The 22,703-nt window shown below is 35.1% G+C and carries 19 protein-coding genes and 3 tRNA genes; 11 read left to right on the top strand and 11 right to left on the bottom strand.

Features of this window, described 5'->3' with window-relative positions; all coding sequences use genetic code 11:
- Window positions 1-37: 37 nt before the first annotated feature.
- Both FS85_RS0100105 and FS85_RS0100110 read right to left on the bottom strand, forming a co-directional pair.
- Window positions 38-556, bottom strand: coding sequence for a hypothetical protein (locus FS85_RS0100105; protein WP_010133894.1), 519 nt, complete (start codon window positions 554-556; stop codon window positions 38-40).
- Window positions 557-559: 3 nt separating this feature from the next.
- Window positions 560-1,807 (bottom strand): metallophosphoesterase, encoded by a 1,248-nt coding sequence (locus tag FS85_RS0100110; RefSeq protein WP_010133895.1) that lies wholly within the window; start codon window positions 1,805-1,807, stop codon window positions 560-562.
- A 127-nt stretch (window positions 1,808-1,934) separates the two neighbouring features.
- Between FS85_RS0100110 and aroB the strand changes: the two genes are divergently transcribed.
- The 5 genes from aroB to FS85_RS0100130 all read left to right on the top strand — a co-directional run bounded on the left by aroB (window position 1,935) and on the right by FS85_RS0100130 (window position 8,086).
- Entirely contained in the window at window positions 1,935-2,993 is a 1,059-nt protein-coding gene (gene aroB / locus FS85_RS0100115) for a 3-dehydroquinate synthase (RefSeq protein WP_010133896.1), read from the top strand.
- 50 nt (window positions 2,994-3,043) lie between these two features.
- A complete protein-coding gene (locus FS85_RS0100120) occupies window positions 3,044-3,388 on the top strand; it encodes a DUF1801 domain-containing protein (RefSeq protein WP_010133897.1) in 345 nt (114 codons plus the stop codon).
- 3 nt (window positions 3,389-3,391) lie between these two features.
- Window positions 3,392-5,302, top strand: a complete 1,911-nt coding sequence (recQ, locus tag FS85_RS15900) for a DNA helicase RecQ (protein ID WP_316927709.1) — start codon at window positions 3,392-3,394, stop codon at window positions 5,300-5,302.
- A complete protein-coding gene (locus FS85_RS16965) occupies window positions 5,266-5,526 on the top strand; it encodes a helix-turn-helix domain-containing protein (RefSeq protein WP_316927710.1) in 261 nt (86 codons plus the stop codon). The genes recQ and FS85_RS16965 overlap by 37 nt, the downstream gene beginning before the upstream one ends.
- Window positions 5,527-5,998: 472 nt before the next feature.
- Window positions 5,999-8,086 carry a glycoside hydrolase gene (locus FS85_RS0100130; RefSeq protein WP_010133898.1) on the top strand — a complete coding sequence of 696 codons (2,088 nt, stop codon included), beginning with the start codon at window positions 5,999-6,001 and terminating at the stop codon, window positions 8,084-8,086.
- Window positions 8,087-8,159: 73 nt separating this feature from the next.
- Here FS85_RS0100130 and FS85_RS0100135 read toward each other — a convergent pair whose 3' ends face one another.
- The 6 genes from FS85_RS0100135 to FS85_RS0100160 form a co-directional block, all read right to left on the bottom strand.
- Window positions 8,160-8,939 (bottom strand): hypothetical protein, encoded by a 780-nt coding sequence (locus FS85_RS0100135; RefSeq protein WP_010133899.1) that lies wholly within the window; start codon window positions 8,937-8,939, stop codon window positions 8,160-8,162.
- Between the two features lie 99 nt (window positions 8,940-9,038).
- Window positions 9,039-9,111: transfer RNA gene (locus FS85_RS0100140), tRNA-Lys, on the bottom strand.
- 5 nt (window positions 9,112-9,116) lie between these two features.
- Window positions 9,117-9,198 (bottom strand) — tRNA-Tyr (locus tag FS85_RS0100145).
- A 100-nt stretch (window positions 9,199-9,298) separates the two neighbouring features.
- Window positions 9,299-9,371 (bottom strand) — tRNA-Lys (locus FS85_RS0100150).
- Between the two features lie 71 nt (window positions 9,372-9,442).
- On the bottom strand, window positions 9,443-10,204 hold the full coding sequence (locus FS85_RS0100155) for an ABC transporter ATP-binding protein (protein ID WP_010133900.1): 762 nt from the start codon (window positions 10,202-10,204) through the stop codon (window positions 9,443-9,445).
- A gap of 9 nt (window positions 10,205-10,213) precedes the next feature.
- Complete coding sequence (locus FS85_RS0100160; RefSeq protein ID WP_010133902.1) at window positions 10,214-10,954, bottom strand: MlaE family ABC transporter permease; 741 nt, start codon at window positions 10,952-10,954, stop codon at window positions 10,214-10,216.
- 91 nt (window positions 10,955-11,045) lie between these two features.
- Here FS85_RS0100160 and pafA point away from each other — a divergent pair, with 91 nt between their 5' ends.
- Complete coding sequence (gene pafA, locus FS85_RS0100165; RefSeq protein WP_010133903.1) at window positions 11,046-12,698, top strand: alkaline phosphatase PafA; 1,653 nt, start codon at window positions 11,046-11,048, stop codon at window positions 12,696-12,698.
- An 82-nt stretch (window positions 12,699-12,780) separates the two neighbouring features.
- Here the strand turns inward: pafA and proB are convergent, their stop codons facing one another.
- The 3 genes from proB to FS85_RS0100180 form a co-directional block, all read right to left on the bottom strand.
- Entirely contained in the window at window positions 12,781-13,569 is a 789-nt protein-coding gene (gene proB / locus FS85_RS0100170; protein ID WP_010133904.1) for a glutamate 5-kinase, read from the bottom strand.
- 88 nt (window positions 13,570-13,657) lie between these two features.
- Window positions 13,658-15,193: a GH3 family domain-containing protein gene (locus tag FS85_RS0100175; RefSeq protein WP_010133905.1), complete on the bottom strand. Its 1,536-nt coding sequence runs from the start codon at window positions 15,191-15,193 to the stop codon at window positions 13,658-13,660.
- A 4-nt stretch (window positions 15,194-15,197) separates the two neighbouring features.
- On the bottom strand, window positions 15,198-15,776 hold the full coding sequence (locus FS85_RS0100180; protein ID WP_139062108.1) for a hypothetical protein: 579 nt from the start codon (window positions 15,774-15,776) through the stop codon (window positions 15,198-15,200).
- Between the two features lie 229 nt (window positions 15,777-16,005).
- On the opposite strand from FS85_RS0100180, the gene FS85_RS14825 reads away from it, so the two are divergent.
- The 5 genes from FS85_RS14825 (at window position 16,006) to FS85_RS0100205 (ending at window position 22,670) form a co-directional block, all read left to right on the top strand.
- A complete protein-coding gene (locus FS85_RS14825) occupies window positions 16,006-16,485 on the top strand; it encodes a MarR family winged helix-turn-helix transcriptional regulator (protein ID WP_010133907.1) in 480 nt (159 codons plus the stop codon).
- Complete coding sequence (locus FS85_RS0100190; protein ID WP_010133908.1) at window positions 16,482-17,591, top strand: efflux RND transporter periplasmic adaptor subunit; 1,110 nt, start codon at window positions 16,482-16,484, stop codon at window positions 17,589-17,591. The genes FS85_RS14825 and FS85_RS0100190 overlap by 4 nt, the downstream gene beginning before the upstream one ends.
- A 20-nt stretch (window positions 17,592-17,611) precedes the next feature.
- Window positions 17,612-20,785, top strand: coding sequence for an efflux RND transporter permease subunit (locus FS85_RS0100195; RefSeq protein WP_010133909.1), 3,174 nt, complete (start codon window positions 17,612-17,614; stop codon window positions 20,783-20,785).
- Entirely contained in the window at window positions 20,775-22,097 is a 1,323-nt protein-coding gene (locus FS85_RS0100200; RefSeq protein ID WP_010133910.1) for a TolC family protein, read from the top strand. The genes FS85_RS0100195 and FS85_RS0100200 overlap by 11 nt, the downstream gene beginning before the upstream one ends.
- Before the next feature lie 84 nt (window positions 22,098-22,181).
- Window positions 22,182-22,670, top strand: a complete 489-nt coding sequence (locus FS85_RS0100205) for a GDP-mannose mannosyl hydrolase (protein WP_010133912.1) — start codon at window positions 22,182-22,184, stop codon at window positions 22,668-22,670.
- Window positions 22,671-22,703 lie beyond the last annotated feature (33 nt).

The following is a 22,703-nucleotide window of genomic DNA, read 5'->3' on the forward strand; positions in this document are numbered from 1 at the left end:
CCACCTTCAAAAACCTAACAAACAAGCAGTTAACCTTTTAATTCGCACTAAAAAAATCTTCAGGATGTGCTTCCCCTAACTCGTTAGGACTTAATTTTCTGCACATTTCAAAGGCATTTTCCAAAGCTATTTCTTCGGTCCATTTTCCGATAACAATTTCTGGAGTCACAAACTGATAGGCTACAATTCCATTAAACAACTCTTCTTCAGCCCAATAATTAAAATGAAGCACCAACGTATCGTTAAACACAAATCCATACCCCGTTTGGGTTTGTGAACCTTCTATTAGCCAATGGGCTTCAATTTGGTTGCTAATTAAATCTATATGCAAAAGTCCAGTATAAAAACTATCTTTTACATCAGGATTACCTCCAACAACTTCATACACACCACAAACATTTACCATACTTAAGTTAAAGTCTGGGTTGGGTTCTGCGTATTGATACAATTCTTTTCTTTTGTGCAACTCACGATCTTTATCTTCTCGATACTTTAAAGCTACTTTTGATTTTTTATACCAATAAGTTAAGTTTTGTTGAAAGATTTGCTCGTTCATTACCTATGCTTCTTTTTCTAATGTAAGTACGGTAATTTCTGGCCAAATTCCAACCCTACCTGGAAAACCTAAAAAACCAAAACCACGGTTTACATACAAATATTGTTTGTTATTTTGATACAATCCTGCCCAGCGTTTGTAAATGTATTTGGATGGACTCCATTTAATTCCCGGAATTTCTACTCCAAACTGCATTCCGTGGGTATGGCCAGACAAAGTTAGGTCTATGTGCTGTGCGTGTGGAATTACTTTTTCATCCCAATGAGTAGGATCGTGAGACAGTAGTATTTTAAAGTTTTCGGGGTGTGTTCCCTGCAAGGCTTGGTCCAAATTTCCTTTTTGAGGAAAAGGTGGTTTTCCCCAGTTTTCTACCCCTACAATAGCTAACGTTTCTCCTTCTTTTTCTAGTTTAATGTTTTGATTGTTTAACAATTGAAAGCCCATGTCTTTTTGATGTTCAAACAATTCCAATAGATTTTGTTCTTTTTCTTGGGCACTGTTCCAACGCTTATGAGTTCCATAATCGTGGTTTCCCAATGAGGATATTTTACCTAAGGGAGCTTGCAAACTTGCAAACAAATCTTTGTATGGCACAATTTCTTGTGCTTCGTTATTCACCAAATCTCCTGTAAATAAAATCAAATCTGGATTTTGTGCCTGAATCAATTCGACTCCGTGCTTAACCTCATTAAAATCATCAAAACTTCCTGAGTGAATGTCTGAAATATGAACTATTTTTAATCCATCAAAGGCTTTGGGAAGATTTTTAAACGTGAGTGCAACTTCTTTTATTTTGTAATTGTACTTTCCCTTGGTAATTCCGTACAACATCGACAAAAAAGGAATACTTGCCAAGCCCAACCCTACTTGTCCTATAAATTTTCTACGACTGCTAAATTTTACTTCTGATTCTGGATTTAAGAATATTCGCCATACAAAACGTCCTACAAATTCAATAATTCGAACAATATCGTCAAACAAAGCCGTTAACACCAAACCTATTTTTAGCACCACAAAGGCAAATGTATAACCAAACCATAAATTCATCCATAAAGAAGCTTGTGTGGGTCGGTTGTCAAACTTTACAACAATCAACGCAAAACATGCATAGCTCAACAACATGCTTATCAAGTAAAACCATTTGAAACCTTGTTTAAGTTGTTGGTTGGTAAAAAAATTTCGAAAACTAGAAAATACATATACGTCTAATACCAGTAAAATGGCAGCAAAAATTAAAATTCTACGGATCATAAATTTGATAAAGTTGGGTGATAAAAGTACTATTTTTTATGTAGACGTAAAGGCTTTGGTTTAATTGCAAAATAGGCTATGAAAAAAAAATAAATTCCTGTATTTTGCAGGCCAAACTATCGTAAACATGCAAACAATTATCTCTACAGGATACCCTGTTCATTTTCAAGAAACTGGATACAAAGCGTTGAATGATTTTATCATCGAAAAAAAGTTTAAAACTGTTTTTGTTTTGGTAGATGAGAATTCTCACGAATATTGTTTGCCTATTTTACAGCAAGAGCTAACAGCCGATGTTGTGTTTGAAATCATTGAAATTGAGTCTGGAGAAGTCAATAAAAACCTGCAAACTTGTATGAGTTTATGGCAAGCGTTAACGGACTTAGGAGCAGATAGAAAAAGTTTACTCATCAACATTGGTGGTGGAGTGATAACGGATATGGGTGGTTTTGTGGCTTCTTGTTACAAGCGTGGAATCCAGTTTATCAACATTCCTACTACTTTATTGAGTATGGTCGATGCTTCTGTGGGAGGAAAAACAGGTGTAGATTTGGGTGTGCTTAAAAATCAGATTGGTTTGTTTGCTGACCCCGAAATGGTAATTGTAGACCCGTTATTCTTAAAAACCTTGCCCGAAAAAGAAATTACCTCGGGTACGGCAGAAATCATTAAATATGGTTTGACTTACGACAAATCTCTTTGGTCTCAGTTTTTAGAAACCGAAAATGTAGATTTGGTTGGCATGATTCATCGTTCTATTGAAATTAAAAACGAGGTGGTTTTAGAAGATCGTTTGGAATCGAACTTAAGAAAAATATTAAACTACGGTCATACCCTAGGGCATGCAGTAGAGTCTTATTTTTTAGATTCTGAAGACAAAGAAACCTTAACACACGGACAAGCTATTGCTGTAGGAATGGTTACCGAAGCTTATATTTCATCCAAATTATTTAATTTCCCTACAGAAGATGTAACAGTTATCAAACAAACCATCTTGCGTATTTTTGGAAAAGTTCCTGTGTTAAAAGCAGATTATCCTGCCATTATGGATTACATGAAACACGATAAAAAGAACGTAAACGGACAGGTAAATTTTGTGTTATTAGAAAACATTGAACACTACAAGATTGACTGCAAGGTTTCTTTAGATTTAATAGAAGAAGCTTTGGATTATTATGTTGCATAGTAGTTAGGTAAAAAATTCTTTTTTCCTAAAAAAAAACCATACCATAAATAATGAACGAACTCACACTTTTTTTTGAAAAATTAGAAGAACCCAATAAAAGTGTGTTTTTATTTCTAAAAGACTACATTCTTAATTACCATCCAGAGATTGATTTGTTTTACAAATGGAAATTACCGTATCTTTATTATCAAAAAAAACCGCTGTGCTATCTTTGGAAAGACAAAAAAACAAAAGAACCTTATCTGGGATTTGCTAAAGGCTTTTTAATGGAGCATCCTGCATTGGTAACAGGAAACCGAAACACCATTAAAATTCTCCCCATCCCTGTAGACAAAGACGTTGATGTGCAATTGCTTTCTGAAGTCTTAGAGTTGGCACTAGATGTATACCGTTAAGCTATGAGTCCCACAAATTCCGATGCACTTTTGTACAAAACCCTTAAAGATTATTTTGGGTACGAAGCGTTTAGACACTTACAAAAAGAAATTATTACCAGTCTATTAAACGGCAAAGACAATTTAGTTATTATGCCCACTGGTGGTGGGAAATCAATCTGTTACCAACTCCCTGCACTATTATTACCAGGACTAACTTTAGTGATTTCTCCTCTTATTGCTTTGATGAAAGATCAGGTAGATGCCCTAAATGCCAACGGAATTTCGGCAGCCTATGTTAACAGTTCTCAATCGGATCGTGAAAACCGAGACATTCTAGACCGTGTGCAACAAGGCAGCATCAAACTGTTGTATTTGGCTCCCGAAAGTCTTTCTTTTTTTGAGCAGTTAACACAAATCACCTCTATCAGTTTGATAGCCATAGATGAAGCTCATTGTATTTCTTCTTGGGGACACGATTTTAGACCTGCGTATACGCAATTGTCATTTCTAAAAAAACAATTGCCCAATACTCCTTTGGTAGCTTTAACTGCTACAGCAGACAAGGCAACACGTGAAGATATTGTACAACAACTAAACATTGTAGAGGCACAACAAAACATTAGTTCTTTTAACAGAGCCAATTTAAGTCTGGAGGTTAGACCCGGACAAGAGCGTGTAAAACAATTGTTAGATTTTTTAAAATCTAAACCAAACGAGTCTGGAATTGTTTATTGTTTAAGTCGTAAACAAACCGAACAATTGGCCGAACGACTACAAAAAAATGGCTATGCAGCTGCTGCTTACCATGCTGGGTTGCCTAGCCAAGAACGAAGCAAGATTCAAGAAGATTTTATACACGATACAACTCCCATTATTTGTGCTACGGTAGCTTTTGGAATGGGTATTGACAAATCGAATGTGCGTTGGATTGTACACTACAATCTTCCCAAAAATATAGAAGGATATTACCAAGAAATTGGTCGTGCTGGTCGTGACGGACTTGATGCAGAAACACTGCTTTTTTATTCTTATGCCGATGTCGTTCAACTCCGAAAATTTGCAGAAAATTCAGGCAATCAAGAAGTGCAAATGGCCAAACTAGATAGAATGTTACAATATGCCGAAGCTACCCATTGTAGAAGAAATATTTTGCTGAATTATTTTGGAGAACCTGCCACCGATAGTTGTGGAAATTGTGATGTTTGCAACCACCCTCCTACCTTGTTTGACGGAACTATTATTGCACAAAAAATTCTGTCTGGAATTTACAGGCTACAAGAAAACGAACCTTTACATGTGTTGATTGACTTTTTAAGAGGCTCTCAAAACGCTCAAATTCTGGATAAAAACTACCAAGAGCTAAAAACCTACGGAGTAGCCAAAGACATTGCTTGGAAAGATTTACAGCATTACTGCATACAGCTACTAAACCAAGGTTTTTTTGAAATTGCCTTTCACCAAAACAATTCTCTAAAACTAAACGAATTGTCTAAAGAGGTTTTGTTTAACGGGCACAAAGTAGAGCTAAGCAAGCCTGTTGAAATTAACAAAGTTGCCCCTACAGAAGTACAAAAAACAAGCAATCCAGATAACAATTTGTTTGAACGACTAAGAGCCTTACGTTTGGAACTAGCAACTGCCAAAGGAGTTCCTGCCTATATTGTTTTTAACGATGCTACTTTAAGAAATATTGCCAACGAACGTCCTATAACCGACGAAGATTTTTTGGCTATTAATGGAGTAGGAAAACAAAAATTAGAAGATTATGGTTACGATTTTATCAGTGAAATCATTCGTTTTAACAAAGACAAGGCTGTTCGAATAAAACCTACAAAACCCATCAAAAAAATAAAAAAAACACCTTATTGGTTACTTACGAAGCATATCAACAAGGCTTGTCTCCCGAAGAAATTGCCGAAGATCGTGGCTTGACAGTAAATACCATTCACAGTCATTTTGTAAAACTGTTCCAAGAGGGTATGCCTATCAACCTAAAACAATTTGTAAGCGACAAAGAATTGGCAGCTGTTAAACAAGCACAATCGGAACTAGGCACCCCTGCACCTTTAAAAAGCTATTATGAATATTTTAATGAGCAAATGGACTATGCTGTAATTAAAATCGCCTTGGTTTTATTAGAAAAGGAAGAAGTGTAGCAGTTGTTTATAGTCTTTGCATAAAATAGATATGGCTAAGAATATAACACAAACTTTATCATAACACAGTGCTGCAAGAAAACGTAAAATTACTACTTGTTAAACCTCTTTTCGTAAAAAAAAACATAGCAAGACAATTGCAATAAGAAGCAATACAAATGTAGCCCATAGCAATGCAAATGCATGCTGTAGGAACTAAAATGTAAGTCTTAGCAAAGCCAATACTGTATAAAAAAAGCCAAATGTATTTGATGGCAAGACATATGCAACAAGAAGGACTTAAAGTACAATTAAAGTCACTTTAAAAATTGCAAACTGCCACCCCATTTCTAAGTAATGGTTAAAAACCCTATATTATTTACAGCTTAATTATGTCAAAATAGTATTTATTTATTCTTCAAAAATTCATGAATTTGATGCGGTTGTTCTGGAGAGACTTTTTCTTCTGATAATCATTAATTTAATACATTCTATGAATCATTTATTTACGCTTAAAAAATTCAAATCTTTTTTAAAGGCAATCCCCCCCCTTGCTTTGCTTGCGGTCTTGTTCTTCTCTTTTGCTTTTACCCCTATCCAAAACACTCTAGTGCTAGAAAACAACTGGATAAAAGTTACTGTAAACACTCAAAAAGGAACTTTTACCGTTTTAGAAAAAAAATCCAATCAATTATGGAAACCCGATCCTTGGGAAGGAGCTGCAGGATTACTCACCTTTAAAGAAAAAGGAAAACTTGAAGATGTAAACCTCTCTAAAAGTCAAAAAATTACCGTAACACCTGTAAACAAACATCAAGTAACGATTGTTTTTAAGAATCCTGTTTTTAACAACGGAACTGTTGCCAAAAACGTAGAAATTGTAACCGAATTACGATTAGACAAAACAGCTGCCAAACTAGCCGTAGAGGTCGTTTCTGTAAACAAAGGCAACTACAACCTTACCGAATTAAGATATCCATCTAGAGCATTCAGTTTAGAAACCGATGTAGACCGAGGTGCTGCTGTAATTCCTCAAAAACAAGGAATTATTTCTCCTTCCTATATTTTTCCTATGAACGGAGGTAGTTTTTGTATGTGGGACGATGCTACTTATTACACAAAAACAAGTGGAAAACTTCCTTTATTTAACAACGGAAATGGCCTAACCATGCCTTGGTGGGGCACACATAACGAAAAATCTGCCGTGGTTGGAATTGTAGACAAATCTGCTTTGCCCAAAATGTTTTACAACATCAACAACAACGGTCAATACTTGTTTAACAGTCAAGGAAAAATGTCTCCGTACAAAAGAATTCAATTCTTAGACCCTGTTTGGGATTTAAACAGAGCTAACGAAAACAAAATAATTACCTACCAATTTATTCCAGGAGGAACACATGTACAAATGGCCAAAGCTTATAGAAAACAAGCTATTAAAGACGGATACTTTGTATCGCTAAAAGAAAAAGCCAAAAGAGATCCTGATGTAAACAAACTGCAAGGAGCTATTTATATGGGGCTTTACGGAGGTTACCCACATTATGTTGAAATGCCAGGAATGGCTTTTACCTTTAAAGAATTAAGCAATATTATTAAAACAACTCATGATGAACTAGGGGTAAACAACGCTTTTTTTCATGCCTGGGGAGTGTTTTCTAACTTTGTACCCAACTGTTGGCCAATTAATGAAAACCTTGGAGGTGTAAAAGGTTTGAAAGAAGCCGTTGATTTGACCAAAAAATACGGTTATTTATATTCTTCATATCATGCATACTCTGCCACCTTAGAAAATGATCCTGATTTTAATACCGATTTGTTCGACAGAACAAAAGATGGAAAACTCATCAATACAGGAAGTAGATGGGCAAATATAGACCCCAACAAACAACTAGGATTGGCAAAAAAAAGCTTGCACAAAGAAATAGCCGCTTTAGGACTAGAAGCCGATATTACTGATATTTCTTTTGCCAGGTTGTCTGACAAACCCGAAAAAAATGTAGGACTGTTTAACTTAGCCAAATATATAGACTCCCTAAACTTGGTAAACGGTACAGAGCACGGACAACAACAATTTATTCCATACTTTGACATGTTTGAAGGGCTGACCTATTTACCCAATCACCCTCTCGGACAATTTTCTCATAGAGCTCCTTTGTTCAACTTGGTTTATCATGATGCGATTGCTATTTTTGGTAAAATTCAAGATCCCGACAATCAAATTTCTATCAATGGAGATTTTAGAGTAAAATCCTTGCGCAATATGTTGTACGGACTAGGAACTACCATCTTCTTTTCCCCTTATGAGTTTGATGGAATGAAAGAAATGATTCAGATGGCAAACAAAGTAGTAAGCCCAGTACATAAAGAAACTTTTTTTGCAGAATTAATACATCACGAATATTTAAGTGAAAACTTTAATTTGCAAAAATCAACTTTTGCATCTGGAACTAAAGTTATCGTAAACATGGGACCCGTAGCTCAAAAAACAAAAAAAGGACTGGTAGTTCCTGCTTATGGATGGTATGTAACCTTAGCCAATGGTAAAATTCACAAAGGAAACTTTGGATTGTCTATTCAGTAATTCTTTTTTTAATCTTATAGCACAGAGAGCTTTGTTTATATAAACAAGGCTCTTTTTTATCTTTTCTAATCTGTCAGTTCCTTTTAAAAGCTCTGTATAGCAACAAATACAAGGTAGCAACAGCAAAAGCAATTAACGTTCCGTAATAGATACCAAACAAAGGATACACTAAAGAAACCACCAAAGAATAAATAATTAGAGAAACCATTCCCATAGGTACATTTTTGATAATGGTATGCACATGCTGTTTGCTATAAGTTAAATGGATAATCAGCACCAATGGATACAAGGTAGTAGGAAAAGCAGAAAACAAACCTGCCCAACTTGCCCCAACAAATCTAGGCAATGTGGTGATTGCTAAAATAATTAATGCCGCAAAAAAAGCTCTAGCAAATAAAATCCCTCCATTCAATTTTACTTTGTTCTGAATTTGAATATTTTCTACTTTTTTTAACAAAAAAGCATAGAGAAGAGCAAAAGTTACAGGTATCAGGAAAGCCACATATTTGTTAATTGATACAAAATGCAGCAACCAAACCACTACAAAGTACGATGCTATGGCCGCTAAAGAAGACAGTAAAGCATTGTATTTAGACAGCCTAACCGACACCCAATAATACACGTAAGCAAAGGTAAGAGACCCTGATAAACCAATCATATTATACACTGCACTTTCGGCAGCAAAACCAGGACTGACTTCCAAGCCAAAAAAAAACAAACTTATAGCCGATCCTGTGGGATACCCAGCTAAAATTCCTGCCACCTTAGGGCTTACTTTTTCGGCTAGGTAAGACAAACCTAACACAAAAGCAATAGCTACCACTAGTTTGATTACGAAAAGAAATTCTACCATTTATTACGAGTTTTCGAGTTTGGTGGTATCAACAGTTATTTGCTTACAGTACGAATTTAAAGAAAATAAAAAAGCTTCTCTGAGATAGAGAAGCTTTTGTGACCGGGCTGGGGCTCGAACCCAGGACCCTCTCCTTAAAAGGGAGATGCTCTACCAACTGAGCTACCAGGTCGTCCGTGGTGAGAGAAGGATTCGAACCTTCGAAGACATAGTCAGCGGATTTACAGTCCGCCCTCGTTGGCCACTTGAGTATCTCACCATGCAATAAAATGCTATTTTATTTGTTGCTATTCAAAACTTATTTTGTTTATCTTAGCTGTATTTTTTATCAGAACTTAGCTTTCACTTTTCCTGTATTGTGACCGGGCTGGGGCTCGAACCCAGGACCCTCTCCTTAAAAGGGAGATGCTCTACCAACTGAGCTACCAGGTCAAAAATACCATTCGTTATTGCGGGTGCAAATATAGGACTTTTCTACGTTTACACAAAACATTTTTCAGTTTTTATTCATCTTGATACAGCTTCCTTACTTTTTTAAACAAATTAGAACTGTACACAAAATTTACAACCGCTTCATTATCAGTTTTAAATATATCGTTACTGTTTCCTTCCCACTCTTTGTAACCATCTTTTAAAAAAATAATTTTTTCTCCAATTTCCATCACAGAGTTCATATCATGGGTATTGATTACGGTTGTAATCTTGTATTCATCTGTAATTTCCTGAATCAAATTGTCTATCACAATTGCTGTTCTTGGATCCAGTCCTGAGTTCGGTTCATCACAAAACAAATACTTAGGTTTGGTTACGATGGCTCTTGCAATGGCAACTCTTTTTTGCATTCCTCCAGAAAGTTCTGCAGGAAATTTTTTATTACTATTCACTAGGTTAACACGATTGAGCACAAAGTTAACACGCTCTAACATTTCCTCTTTGCTTTGTTTGGTAAACATTTTTAGCGGAAACATTACATTTTCTTCTACCGTAAGGGAATCGAACAAGGCAGAACCTTGAAATACCATTCCTATGTCTTGTTTTAATTGCCTTTTTTCGTTGATAGACATATCCGCAGTAGATTTTCCGTTAAAGGAAATAATTCCACTATCGGGTTGATGCAAACCTAGCATCGTTTTTAAAAAAACGGTTTTTCCAGATCCACTTTGTCCTATAATTAAACTGGTAATGGTGGGTTCAAAAACCGCATCTATTCCTTTTAAGATGGGGGTTCCATCAAATCCTTTATGCAATCCTTTAATTTCTATCATAATTGTTATTTAGCTTAACAGCATTTGGGTTAAAAAGTAGTTGGAAATAATAATCATTACGATAGTCCAAACTACAGCATTGGTACTAGCCCTACCTACTTCTAAAGAACCTCCTTTTACATAATAGCCAAAATAGGAAGGAATGGTGGCTATTAAAAAAGCAAACACTACAGATTTTATCAAGCTGTATTGTATTAGCGAGGGGTCAAAGTCTATTCGGATTCCAGAAACGTAGTCTTGTTGTTCAAACAAACCGGTAACAACACCTGCAACCCATCCTCCAAAAATACCTAAAGTCATTGCTAGTAACACAATAAAGGGATAAAACAAAACGGTAGCTATAATTTTGGGAAGCACTAAATAGTTTAACGAATTGATTCCCATTACTTCTAAAGCATCAATTTGCTCGGAAACACGCATGGCTCCTATACTAGATGTGATGTAAGAACCTACTTTACCTGCCAAAATAACCATTACAAAGGTAGATGAGAATTCTAAGATCATCGATCTTTTGGTTGCAAAACCAATCAAATCTTTAGGAATCATAGGATCTTCTAAGTTCAATGCTGTTTGAATAGCCACAACTCCTCCAATAAAAAAAGAGATAAATGCAACAATTCCAATAGACTTAATTCCTAAATCGTCTATTTCTTTAAATACTGCTTCTCTAAAAATTTGTCGTTTTTGGGGCCTTCTAAAAACACTCGTCAACATGATTGCGTACGCTCCTATACTCTTTATGTATGTCATCACTTAGATTTTTAGCTAAAATATCAAATCCTTAACAATTAAGTAGTCTATTCTAATTACTTTTGATTCGATAAAAAACAGAAATAACATCATGAAAAAATTAGTTGCCTACTGTGTACTCAGTTGTGCTATGGCTGTAAATGCTCAGAAAAAACCCAAATTAGTGGTAGGAATTGTAGTAGATCAAATGCGTTATGACTACCTCCAACGTTTTAAAGATAAGTTTGGCTCTAAAGGGTTTAACAAACTGATTTCTGAAGGAACACTTTTTGAAAACGGACATTTTAACTACATTCCAACCTACACAGCCGTAGGACATTCTTCTGTATACACAGGTACTACCCCCAGCGATCACGGAATTATTGGAAACAATTGGTACGACAAAGAATTAAAAAAATCTATTTATGTAGTAGATGATGAGAATTACAAAACGATTGGAAGTTCTTCTAACGAAGGAAAAAAATCGCCTAAAAGATTGGTTGCTTCTACAGTTTCCGATCAATTAAAACTGGCTCAAAACTTTAAAGGAAAAGCCATTGGAGTAGCTATTAAAGATCGTTCTGCAATTTTGCCTGTAGGACATGCAGCGGATATCGCATATTGGTTTGATGGTGGTAACCAAGGTAAATGGGTTAGCAGCACCTATTATGCTAAGGATTTACCAAAGTGGGTACAACAATACAATCAGGAAAACAAATTGGTTTTGGACGAGTATTTAAACAGTCCTTGGGTAACGCAAGAAAACCTTGCACATTACCACGAAAGCACGCTGGACAACAAGCATTTTGAAGGCACTTTTAAAAACGAAGAAGCTCCTGTATTTCCTCATAATTTGCCTGCTTTAAAAGAAAAAAACGGAAATTATAGTTTGCTTAAAACCACTCCACACGGAAATACCATGACGTTGGATTTTGCCAAAGAAATTATTAAAAATGAAGCCTTAGGAAAAAATAAAGAATACTCAGACTTTTTAGCAATTAGCTTGTCTAGTACCGATTATATCGGACATAAATATGGACCAGCATCTAAAGAAATTGAGGATACTTACATCCGTTTAAACGAAGATTTAGATGATTTTGTAAAGTACTTAAACAGAAAAGTGGGTAACGATAATTATGTACTGTTTCTAACAGCAGATCACGGAGTAGTACACGTACCTCATCATTTGATAGAAAATAAGTTGCCAGCTGGGTACATTAATGGAAAAGCTATTTACGAGCAATTGATTGATTTTACCTTTAAAAAATACAACACGACCAAAATCATAGAAAATGTGTCTAACTATCAAGTGTTTTTAAATCATGCTGAAATAAAAACTTTAGGACTTTCACTGGAAAAAGTACAAAATGAATTGGTTGAAGAGTTGATTGACTATCCTATGGTCTACAAAGCTGTAAGTGCTAAAACATTGCAAAGAGCAGAATTTCACAAGGCACCATTAAGCTTGTTACAAGCTGGGTACAATCAAAAAATTTCTGGAGATATTTTGATAACGTTAACTCCGTCTATTATTAGCGGAAATGCAAAAACAAGCACAGGAACCACCCACGGAACTGGGTACAATTACGATACTCACATACCAATTTTGTTTTACGGTGCTGCTATTGCAGAAGGAAAAAAAGTAAAAGCCCCCGTTAACATTACACAAATTGCCCCAACTTTGTCTAACCTTTTACAAATTCAAGAACCTACCATGAGTAGTTTAGAAATTTTGGAAGAGGTGTTTGCTAAATCAAACAACTAAACTGTAACAAATTTACATACAAAAAACCTCCACAGGAATTTTTTCCTACGGAGGTTTTTTAATTTATTAAAAAAAGACTCTTTTAGTCTAAATTGTTCTTTTTAATAATTTTTGTTCCAATAAAATCTTTTCCTCTAACAATATCTAAAATGATATTTTCTTTAGTTCCGTTAGCAATATAAGTTTCTATATTGTTTTTAGCCGAACGCTGTGCCATATTAATTTTAGACTGCATTCCACCTCTACCTTCACCTTCTCCTTTTTTGTTTTCTTGGATGTACTCTTGCATATCCTGATCGTGTTCCACCTCTTCTATCAACTCCGAAGATTCGTCATCAGGATGCCCTGAATATACACCATCAATATCCGTTAAAATAATCAACTTGTCTGCTTTCATCAACTTGGCAATTAAACTTGCCATTTCGTCATTGTCAGAAAACATAGAGTTGGTTACGGAAACCGCATCGTCTTCATTGGCAATAGGAATTACTTCTTCTTCTAACAATCCATTATAACAATTTACCATATTATCTCGGTGTACACCAGGCTGAAAATCTCTTTTGGTTGGCAAAACTTGGGCACAATTAATACCATATTCCTTAAACAGATTATGGTACATCAACATCATTCTTGGCTGTCCTATAGAAGAGTAAACCTGTCTTCTGATTGACTTATCCTTAATTTTTGACTTTCCCAACATCTCTTTTCCTGCTATAGAAGAACCCGAAGATACTAAGATGGTCATGATGTTTTCTTCGTAGAGTTCAGAAATCTGAGAGACCAAATTGCGTAATATCGGAATGACAATTTTATTGTTTTTATTCTTCATTACATTGGTTCCCACTTTTACTACGATTAGCTGTTCATACATATATAATCAGTTTTTTAATGATTTACAAAAGTAAGAATGATTCTCTTGAACTCAAAATCAAGAGAATTTAATTCCTACAACGTTAGATTTATTCCTTTTTACTGTGAACAAATTCTTGCCATTCTTTAAATTTTTCCTCAGACATTACTCGTTCCATTTTAACCTGTCCCCCTTTTTTCTTTTGACTAGCTCCCCACTCTGTAAAGACTTCTGTTGGTACTACATTTACTTTTACTCCTTTTAAGGCTTTGCTTCTTGCTACTTTGTAATTTTTATTTGCGTTGCTTAACGTGTCGTCCAATTCTTTTGCCAACTGATCCGTATCTAAGTTTTCTGCATCGGATCCCAAATACCAATGGTGATAAAACTCTCCATCTACCCTAATTGCTGCCAATGTAAACTCAGGAATTCCTATTTGATGGTTTTCTTCTAAAACTCTAATAGCATCGTTCATTTTACTTACAGACAATTGTGAACCAACTACGTTTAAGAAAAACTTTGTACGGCCTGTAATCTTAATTTCGGCACGTTCTACATCTGTAAACTCAATAGTATCTCCAATCAAATACCTCCATGCTCCAGACACAGTACTAATCAATAGAATATAATCTTGTCCTGTGGTTACTTCATCAATACCCAACACAGGAGCTTGTTGGTCTAAAGATCCATCTTCTTGAATGTAATCGGGCTCAAAAGGAACAAACTCATAGTAAATTCCATTACTAAAAACCAATTTCATTGCATCTGTTTCAGGTCTTTGTTGGTAGGCAATAAATCCTTCTGAAGCCAAATAGGTGTCTATAATAGTAATAGGATGTGCAAGTAATTTATTAAAACTTTTTTCGTAGGCACTAAAAGCAACTCCCCCCGAAGTATATACTTGTAAATTAGGCCAAATTTCATGTATGTTATCTACCTGATGATATTCCATCACTTTTTCCATCATCAACTCCATCCAAGACGGAATTCCACTCAAACCTCCTATATCCCAATCTTTTGCACTTTCTGCAATTTTTTGCACACGTTCGTCCCAATCGTTGATACTTGCAATTTCTTCTCCTGGTTTGTAAAACCCTCTAAACCATGATGGAATGTTGGATGCCGAAATTCCGCTAATCTCACCTTCTAAAGTGTTGTTTCGTTCTTTTAAATCTGTAGAACTTCCTAACATCAAAATTTCTTTTTCAAAAAACTCCGAAGGCAGGTCAAAATTCGACAAAGCCTCAACCTGTCTAATTCCGGCATTACGTATAGAGGCAATCATTTTATCGGTTACAGGAATTCGTTTGCTTTTATTTCCGGTAGTTCCTGAGCTTAACGCAAAATAGTCCGGACTTCCTGGCCAACTTACATCTGCTTCTCCATCAATGGTTCTGTGCCACCATTTTTCTTCCATTTGATGGTAATCAAAATAAGGAACTTTTTCTGCAAACAACCTAGGGATGTCTTTTTCATCGGCCTCTAAAATTTTAGAAAACTCGTAGGCTTTACCAAATGCTGTGTGTTGTGCATGGGTTAACAAATACATCAAGGTTTCTAACTGTGCATCTTGATGATTTTTTTCTAAACTTAACCCGTCTTTAATTTCTATTGCTGTTTTTATTATTGATCCTATAATTGCCATACTATTATTGTTTTAATGATTCTTGAATACTGTCGTGTTCTTTTACTAGATTTAAAATTTCGTCAGGAGACACGTACAATCTTTTAATTCTGTTTTTATATTGCTCCGAAAAATCGGCATGATTTAATATAAAATTCTTGGTTTTGATAATGTAAGAGCCCATATTGTTAGAAACTGCGTACGAATCTGCAGCTCTTTCTGCCTCTCTAATGTGCGATTGAGAAAATAAATAACGTATTCCAAACATTGCCAAACCCCATCCGCTTCTATTTTCATAATCTACAATGTGTCCCAATTCATGACCAATCCAACCAATCAAGACCTCTTTGGGAATTTGGTTGATACGCATCACCTTGTCCTCTACTCTAAAACTATTACTAATTAAAATTTTATAAGTTCTGTTTTCAACCTTGGTAAATAAAGAGCCAAATGTTGGTTGAGCTTTCATAAATGATTTTTTTAACGATGGTTTGATGATGAAATGAATTCTCGTATTTTTTAAATCGGGATAAAAACTCAATGCTGTTTTGATCTCACTTTCGATAGTTTTAGGTATGATTTTATTAGGAGTTTTGGGTTTCATATTTTGATTAATTGCAAAGCCAACAAGCAGTGTAACTGCTAACAATCCAAAGGCTATTTTAACGGTTTTTAACATGTACATGTACATGCAAATTACATAGATTGTATGATGTGTGTGAACGCATATAAAACAAGTATGAACGCAATTGATAACCTTTTTGTTATTTCCTATTTTTTCTAAAGACTATTAATTTAGTTGCATATGCAACTAAATTAATTACCTTTGTTTTATGAAAAGCACAGATCCACAAATACTAAACGAATCTTTGATTCCCTGGCTGGGTAAAACTATGAAGTTGATAGATCATTCTATTGAAGATTTGTTTGTAGAAAAAAATATCGATTTAACTAAGGCACAATTTGTGCTATTGAGAAATATCGAAAAACATGAGGGATTGAGTCAACAAGAATTGGCTTTTTTTGTCAACCGAAACAAATCTACATTAACACGAATGTTGGCTACGTTAGAAAAAAAACAATTCATTACCAAAACCTATTCTAAAGAAGACAAAAGGAAATTTAAGGTACAAATTACATCAGAAGGAAAAGCAAGTTTGGCTAAAGCATATCCGTATTTAACGAAATTTGTAAAACGCTTAGAACAAGGTATTAGCAACCAAGAAAAAAAACAATTCACCTATTTATTAAACAAAATTCAAGACAATGTGATTGGCGAATCACCAACCCCATTTTTTAAAACAACAAAATGAAAAAAACAATACAATCTATCGTAGGATCACTGCTTATTTTAGCACTCTCATTATTTATTTTTGGTGTCTTTTCCGACAGTAAAAAACAACCTCGAAAAAACAAAAAAAACAATTTAAAAACAGTACAAGTTAATACGGTAAAAAATCAAACCTATCCTATTAGTATCAAAAGTACAGGAGCTGTTTTGGCCAAAGATCGTATTGCTTTGTACTCCGAAGTAGCAGGGGTATTTTTATCTACTTCTAAAAGTTTTAAACCTGGTGTTTCGTATCAAAAAGGACAGACGTTGGTACAAATTGACCCTGCAGAATTTTTGGCATCTGTACAATCTCAACGCACCAATTTTAAAAGTTTGATCATTTCTATTTTAGCAGACATTCAGTTTGATTATCCCGAAGAACTGCAAACTTGGGAAACCTACGCCAATAATATTCAAATAGAGAACATCTTGGCAAAACTCCCTACTACAGATAATAAAATATTTTACAACTACTTGTCAGCAAAAGACGTTTTTTCTACTTACTATAACATTAAAAATCTGGAACAAAGGTTAAAAAAATACACTTTAGAAGCTCCTTTTACAGGGGTTTTGGTTCAAACAGAAATAACCCCAGGTACTTTGGTTTCTGCGGGTCAAAAATTGGGAGAATTTATCAAACCCCATGTGTATGAACTTGAACTAAATGTAAACGCCAGTTTTCATGATTTTTTAAAAATTGGCAAAGAGGTTCAATTAAGCACTATAGACCAAGCTAAAACATACCAAGGAAAAGTATCTAGAATTAACTCCCAAATAAATCGCGATACCCAAACGGTTCAGGTTTTTGTAGAAATTCAATCCCAAGAATTAAAAGAAGGAGTATACTTACAGGCCAACGTACAAGCCAAAGAAGTTGAAGGACTGTATGAAATTAATAGAAATTTAATTGTAGACCAAAACAAGGTGTACCTACTAGACAATAATAAACTTGTGGTGCAACCCATTATAATTATGCATGCCAATCCAAATACGGTATTGGTAAAAGGTCTAAAAAATGGCAGTAAAATCATCAGTTCACCCATTGTAGGAGGTTACGAGGGTATGAAAGTATTGGTAAAAAATTAACTTAAGACCTTGTACAAAACATGAGAAATATAATTTCCTATTTTATAAAATTTCCCGTAGCAGGATGGATTGTGGTATGGGCCTTTGTACTCTTCGGTTATTTTGGGTACAACGCTATGACTTCTTCCTTTTTTCCTCTAGCAGATTCTAGAATCATCACCATATCGCTTACCTATCCTGGGGCATCGCCTCAAGAGATGGAAGAAGGAGTCGTTTTAAAAATTGAAGACAACCTAAAAGGTATTTTAGGAATAGAGCGTGTAACCTCTACCTCTAATGAAAATTCTGCGGTTATTACCATCGAAACTTTTAAAGACTATGATATAGATGTTGCCTTAGCCGATGTAAAAAACGCTGTAGATAAAGTGCCGAGTTTTCCTAGTGGTATGGAACCTGCTGTTATTGAAAAAGTAGAAGCTGTAAGAGAAACCATTACTTTTACCCTTAGTGGCGAACATGTACCCTTAACGGTTTTAAAACAAAAAGCTCAGGCTGTAGAAAAAGAATTGCTACGCATGGACGGGGTATCTCAGGTAAGCATCAATGGATATCCTGATGAAGAAATAGAAGTTGCTGTAACCGAAGCCAAATTAAGAGCCTATGGTTTGAGTTTTAATGATGTGGCTTCTGCTGTTTCAAAAAACAGTTTGCTAACCACAGGGGGATCTATAAAAACCTCAGCAGAAGAGTATCTGATTAGAGCCAACACACGTGCTTACTACGCTAGCGGACTTGAAAATATTGTGGTAAAATCTGATGCAGATGGAAATGTAGTCCTACTGAAAGACTTAGCAGTGTTAAGAGATCGTTTTAACGAAACCCCCAATGCTTTGTTTTTTAATGGAAATGCCTCTGTACAAATTTCGGTATCTAATACCAACAGCGAAGATTTAATCACTACCGCAGAAAAAATAAACGCTTATATAGAAGATTACAATGCCAATGCTACAGATGTACATATTGACGTTACTTCAGATTCATCCATCACCCTGAACCAAAGAACCCAATTGTTGATTACCAATGCTTGGCAAGGAATTTTGTTGGTACTTATTGTATTGTCATTGTTTTTAAAACCAAGAATAGCCATGTGGGTAGCATTTGGTTTACCTATTGCTTTCTTTGGAATGTTTGCTGTTGCGGGACAATTTGATGTTACCATTAACGTACTGTCTTTGTTTGCCATGATTATAGTAATTGGTATTTTGGTAGATGATGGTATTGTGATTGCAGAAAATATTTATTCCCATTACGAAAATGGTAAATCGCCTATAAAAGCTGCTATTGACGGTACTCTAGAGGTCATTCCTCCTATTGTATCGGCCATCCTTACAACCATTTTAGCGTTTTCTACTTTCTTATTTCTAGATGGAAGAATCGGAGAGTTTTTTAGTGAAGTATCCGTAGTAGTATTAATTACCTTATTGGTGTCATTAGTAGAAGCATTGATTATTTTACCCTCTCATATTGCACACTCAAAAACCTTACAAGTCAAAACCAAACCGTATAAATTTAATGTAGCGGCAGAAAAATTAATGTTGTTTTTAAGAGATAAATTTTACAGTCCCATCCTTCACTTTTTTATGAATTACAAAATTTTAGGATTTGCCATTATGCTAGGACTGCTTATCATCACTTTTGGAGGAATCAAAGGAGGAATTATCCGTACTACTTTTTTTCCTAAAATAGCTAGCGATCGTATTCAGATTAGCCTAAACATGCCCGAAGGTACACATGAACGCATTACAGATTCCATCATAAGCAATATTGAAAAAACAGTTTGGGAAGTTAACAAGAGTTATAAACAAAAACAAACAGGAAATAAGGATGTAGTTCTTAATGTTATTAAAAGGCTTGGACCTGGAACTGCAGTAGGAACACTTAATGTAAACCTACTGCAAGGAGAGTTTAGAGATTTTACAGCAGATGAAATCACCAATGCCATCCAAAAAAGTGCTGATGAAGTAATTGGAGCAGAAAGTCTTGTTTTTGGTTCGGGGGCAAGTTTTGGTGGTAGTCCTATTGCAGTTTCTTTACTGGGTAATAAAATTGATGAACTAAAAGCTGCCAAAGAAGAACTAAAAGAAGGCTTGTCTAAAATTTCTGGTATTAAAGACATTAAGGACAATGACCCGCAGGGAATTAAGGAAATTAAAATCAACTTAAAACCTAATGGATATTTGCTTGGCTTTACACTTAACGATGTTATGTCTCAAGTAAGAGCAGCTTTTTTTGGAGCAGAAGCTCAGCGTTTTCAACGTGGTGAAGACGAAATTAAAGTTTGGATTCGTTACGATGAATCCGAACGTAAGTCTATCAACAACCTAGACAACATGCAATTGGTTTCTAATACTGGAACAAGAGTCCCTTTTTCTGAAATTGCAACTTATGTTATAGAGCGAGGAGAAATTTCCATCAACCATTTAGACGGACAAAGAGAAATACAAGTTACTGCTGACTTAACAGATCCTAAGGCCAGTGCTACAGATTTTATGGACAATATCAAAACTACATTGATGACTCCTATTTTGGAAAAATACCCATCGGTTACTCCGCTTTACGAAGGACAAAACCGAGAAGCTGTAAAAACACAACGCTCTTTAAACCCAACAGGGTGGATTATTATTGTATTGATTTATGTAGTAATTGCTTTTACTTTTAGAAGTTACAGTCAGCCTTTTGTGTTGATGGCTTTGGTACCATTTAGCATTATTGGTGTAGGATGGGGACACTGGTTTCACGGATTTCCTATCAACATCCTATCTGGTTTGGGAATTATAGCACTTATTGGAATTATGGTAAACGATGGTTTGGTGTTGATTAGTAAATTCAACATCAACCTAAAAGAAGGTATGTCTTATAACGAATCTTTATTAGAAGCTTGTAAATCTAGATTTAGAGCCATCTTTCTAACCACTATTACTACCGTAGCAGGTCTGACTCCACTCTTATTTGAAAAAAGTCGTCAGGCACAATTTTTAAAACCCATGGCCATTTCAATTGTATATGGTATTAGTATTGCAACCGTATTAACTTTGTTATTACTACCCGTTTTTATGTCTTTTATCAATAGTATAAAAGTAAACAGCCTTTGGTTTTGGAATTCAGAAAAGTGGGCTTTTTGGCAAACAGAAAAGCCTAGCAGAAGATCGTTAGAAAGAGCAGTAACAGAAGAAAATCATACTCATGAAGACTAAGAACAACAATTATATCTGGATATTAACTACTTGGATTGGGCTCATAACTCTTCCATTATTGGGTCAAGAAAAAATGACAGTAGACGATGCTATTGCCATAGCCCTAAAACATAATTTTGACATACAGATTGCTCAAAACAATCAAGAGCAAGCCGCCAATAACAAAAGTATTTACAACTCTGGTTATTTGCCAACAGTAAGTGCTAGTGGTGGTCTTAATTACGCTAACAACAACTCTAAATTAACTAGCCAAACAGGCGAAGTAACAGAGCTTACAGGACTTGTTAACAAAAGCTACAACAGTGCTGTTACACTTAATTATTTATTGTACAACGGAGGCTTAAGGAAATATAGTTACGAGCAACTTAAAGAGCAATTTGATTTGGCCTCTACACAAAAAAAGGTGCAAATAGAAAATACACTGATAGAAGTTTATACCGCTTTTTTTAATGTCGCTAGAAATCAGGAGCAAAAAAACACCTTGCTAGAAGCCTATTCAATCTCAAAAGAACGTTTGGATCGTGTGACTGCACAACAAAAATACGGACAAAAAAACAAGCTAGATGTGTTAAATGCTCGCGTAGATACCAATAACGACAGCATTAATTTGTTAAACGCTTCCGTTTTGCTAAAAAACAATACTCGCACACTAAACTACCTTTTAGGAAGAGAACTAACCCAACCTGTAAAGGCTAGCAAAGAAGTGATTTTAGAAAAAACGTTGATTTATGAACAATTGTTAGATGCTTTAAAAAGCAATAATAACGAGCTAAAGCAAGCTGAAATCAATAAGAGTTTGACCGAACTAAATTTAAAAATTAGCAAAGCAGGATGGTTGCCTAGCGTTTCTACCAATATAGGTTACAATCAAAATTACAACGATAATGGAGCTGCAGGTTTTTTTGCCATTCAACAAAGTAACGGCTTTAATGCAGGACTGAGTTTAAGCTGGAATCTTTTTGATGGAGGGACCACTAAAACCAAAGTTAAAAATGCCCAAATCGCCATCAAAACTCAGGAAATCAATCAGCAAAAATTAAGCTTGAATTTAGAAAACCAATTGTCCAATTATTGGGACGAGTATACCACACAAAAAATCATTCTAAAAAACGAAGAATTGAACGTTGAAATAAGCAAACAAAACTTTTTAAAATCTAAAGAGCAATTTAATTTAGGAAGTATCAGTTCTTTGCAATTTAGAGAAGCACAGCTTAACCTTATCAACACACAATTGAATTTACTAAACGCTAAATACAATGCCAAAATAGCAGAAATGCAACTCAAAAAATTTGCAGGACTTTTGCAAAATTAATTCAAAACTCGTTGGCTAAATTGTCAACGAGTTTTTTTATCTCTTGATAGAGATATTGTATCTTTCTGACCTAAAATTACACCCATGAAAAAGCTTCCAGAAAAAGAATATAAGGCTGTGGTAAAAAACACTCCTTTAATCTCTATCGATTTGATTATAAAAGATGTAGAAGGAAAAATACTGGTAGGATACCGAAGCAATTCTCCTGCAAAAAACACTTGGTTTGTACCGGGAGGTGTGATTCGTAAAAACGAATTGTTTGCCAATGCTTTTCAACGTATTGCGAAAGATGAAATTGCAGAAAACCTAGAACTCAGCCAAGCCCAATACATTGGTTTGTACGAGCATATTTACGAAAGTAATTTTGCCAACGACCCTAGTTTTAACACACATTATATTGTAAATGCATTTAGTGTGCAACTGTCTATAAAAGCATCGGAGCTTAAACTTCCTAAAGACCAACACACTCGCTATTGGTGGGCTAGTCCCGATGAACTACTGGCTAACGAAGAAGTACACCCCAACACCAAAAATTATTTTAACGGGTTTGTTTCTTTTAGTCAAAACAAATAGTATTTGCAATTCTTACTAATGGTAATAAAAAAG

It is taken from the genome of Ochrovirga pacifica, assembly GCF_000220525.1.
Taxonomy (GTDB): domain Bacteria; phylum Bacteroidota; class Bacteroidia; order Flavobacteriales; family Flavobacteriaceae; genus Ochrovirga; species Ochrovirga pacifica.

Coding starts and splice junctions, on each gene's coding strand:
- FS85_RS0100110 (WP_010133895.1), bottom strand. CDS start 1,807: ATGATCCGTAGAATTTTAATTTTTGCTGCCATTTTACTGGTATTAGAC.
- FS85_RS0100105 (WP_010133894.1), bottom strand. CDS start 556: ATGAACGAGCAAATCTTTCAACAAAACTTAACTTATTGGTATAAAAAA.
- recQ (WP_316927709.1), top strand. CDS start 3,392: ATGAGTCCCACAAATTCCGATGCACTTTTGTACAAAACCCTTAAAGAT.
- FS85_RS0100195 (WP_010133909.1), top strand. CDS start 17,612: ATGAGAAATATAATTTCCTATTTTATAAAATTTCCCGTAGCAGGATGG.
- FS85_RS0100205 (WP_010133912.1), top strand. CDS start 22,182: ATGAAAAAGCTTCCAGAAAAAGAATATAAGGCTGTGGTAAAAAACACT.
- pafA (WP_010133903.1), top strand. CDS start 11,046: ATGAAAAAATTAGTTGCCTACTGTGTACTCAGTTGTGCTATGGCTGTA.
- aroB (WP_010133896.1), top strand. CDS start 1,935: ATGCAAACAATTATCTCTACAGGATACCCTGTTCATTTTCAAGAAACT.
- proB (WP_010133904.1), bottom strand. CDS start 13,569: ATGTATGAACAGCTAATCGTAGTAAAAGTGGGAACCAATGTAATGAAG.
- FS85_RS0100180 (WP_139062108.1), bottom strand. CDS start 15,776: ATGAAACCCAAAACTCCTAATAAAATCATACCTAAAACTATCGAAAGT.
- FS85_RS0100200 (WP_010133910.1), top strand. CDS start 20,775: ATGAAGACTAAGAACAACAATTATATCTGGATATTAACTACTTGGATT.
- FS85_RS0100135 (WP_010133899.1), bottom strand. CDS start 8,939: ATGGTAGAATTTCTTTTCGTAATCAAACTAGTGGTAGCTATTGCTTTT.
- FS85_RS0100175 (WP_010133905.1), bottom strand. CDS start 15,193: ATGGCAATTATAGGATCAATAATAAAAACAGCAATAGAAATTAAAGAC.
- FS85_RS0100190 (WP_010133908.1), top strand. CDS start 16,482: ATGAAAAAAACAATACAATCTATCGTAGGATCACTGCTTATTTTAGCA.
- FS85_RS0100160 (WP_010133902.1), bottom strand. CDS start 10,954: ATGACATACATAAAGAGTATAGGAGCGTACGCAATCATGTTGACGAGT.
- FS85_RS0100155 (WP_010133900.1), bottom strand. CDS start 10,204: ATGATAGAAATTAAAGGATTGCATAAAGGATTTGATGGAACCCCCATC.
- FS85_RS14825 (WP_010133907.1), top strand. CDS start 16,006: ATGAAAAGCACAGATCCACAAATACTAAACGAATCTTTGATTCCCTGG.
- FS85_RS0100120 (WP_010133897.1), top strand. CDS start 3,044: ATGAACGAACTCACACTTTTTTTTGAAAAATTAGAAGAACCCAATAAA.
- FS85_RS0100130 (WP_010133898.1), top strand. CDS start 5,999: ATGAATCATTTATTTACGCTTAAAAAATTCAAATCTTTTTTAAAGGCA.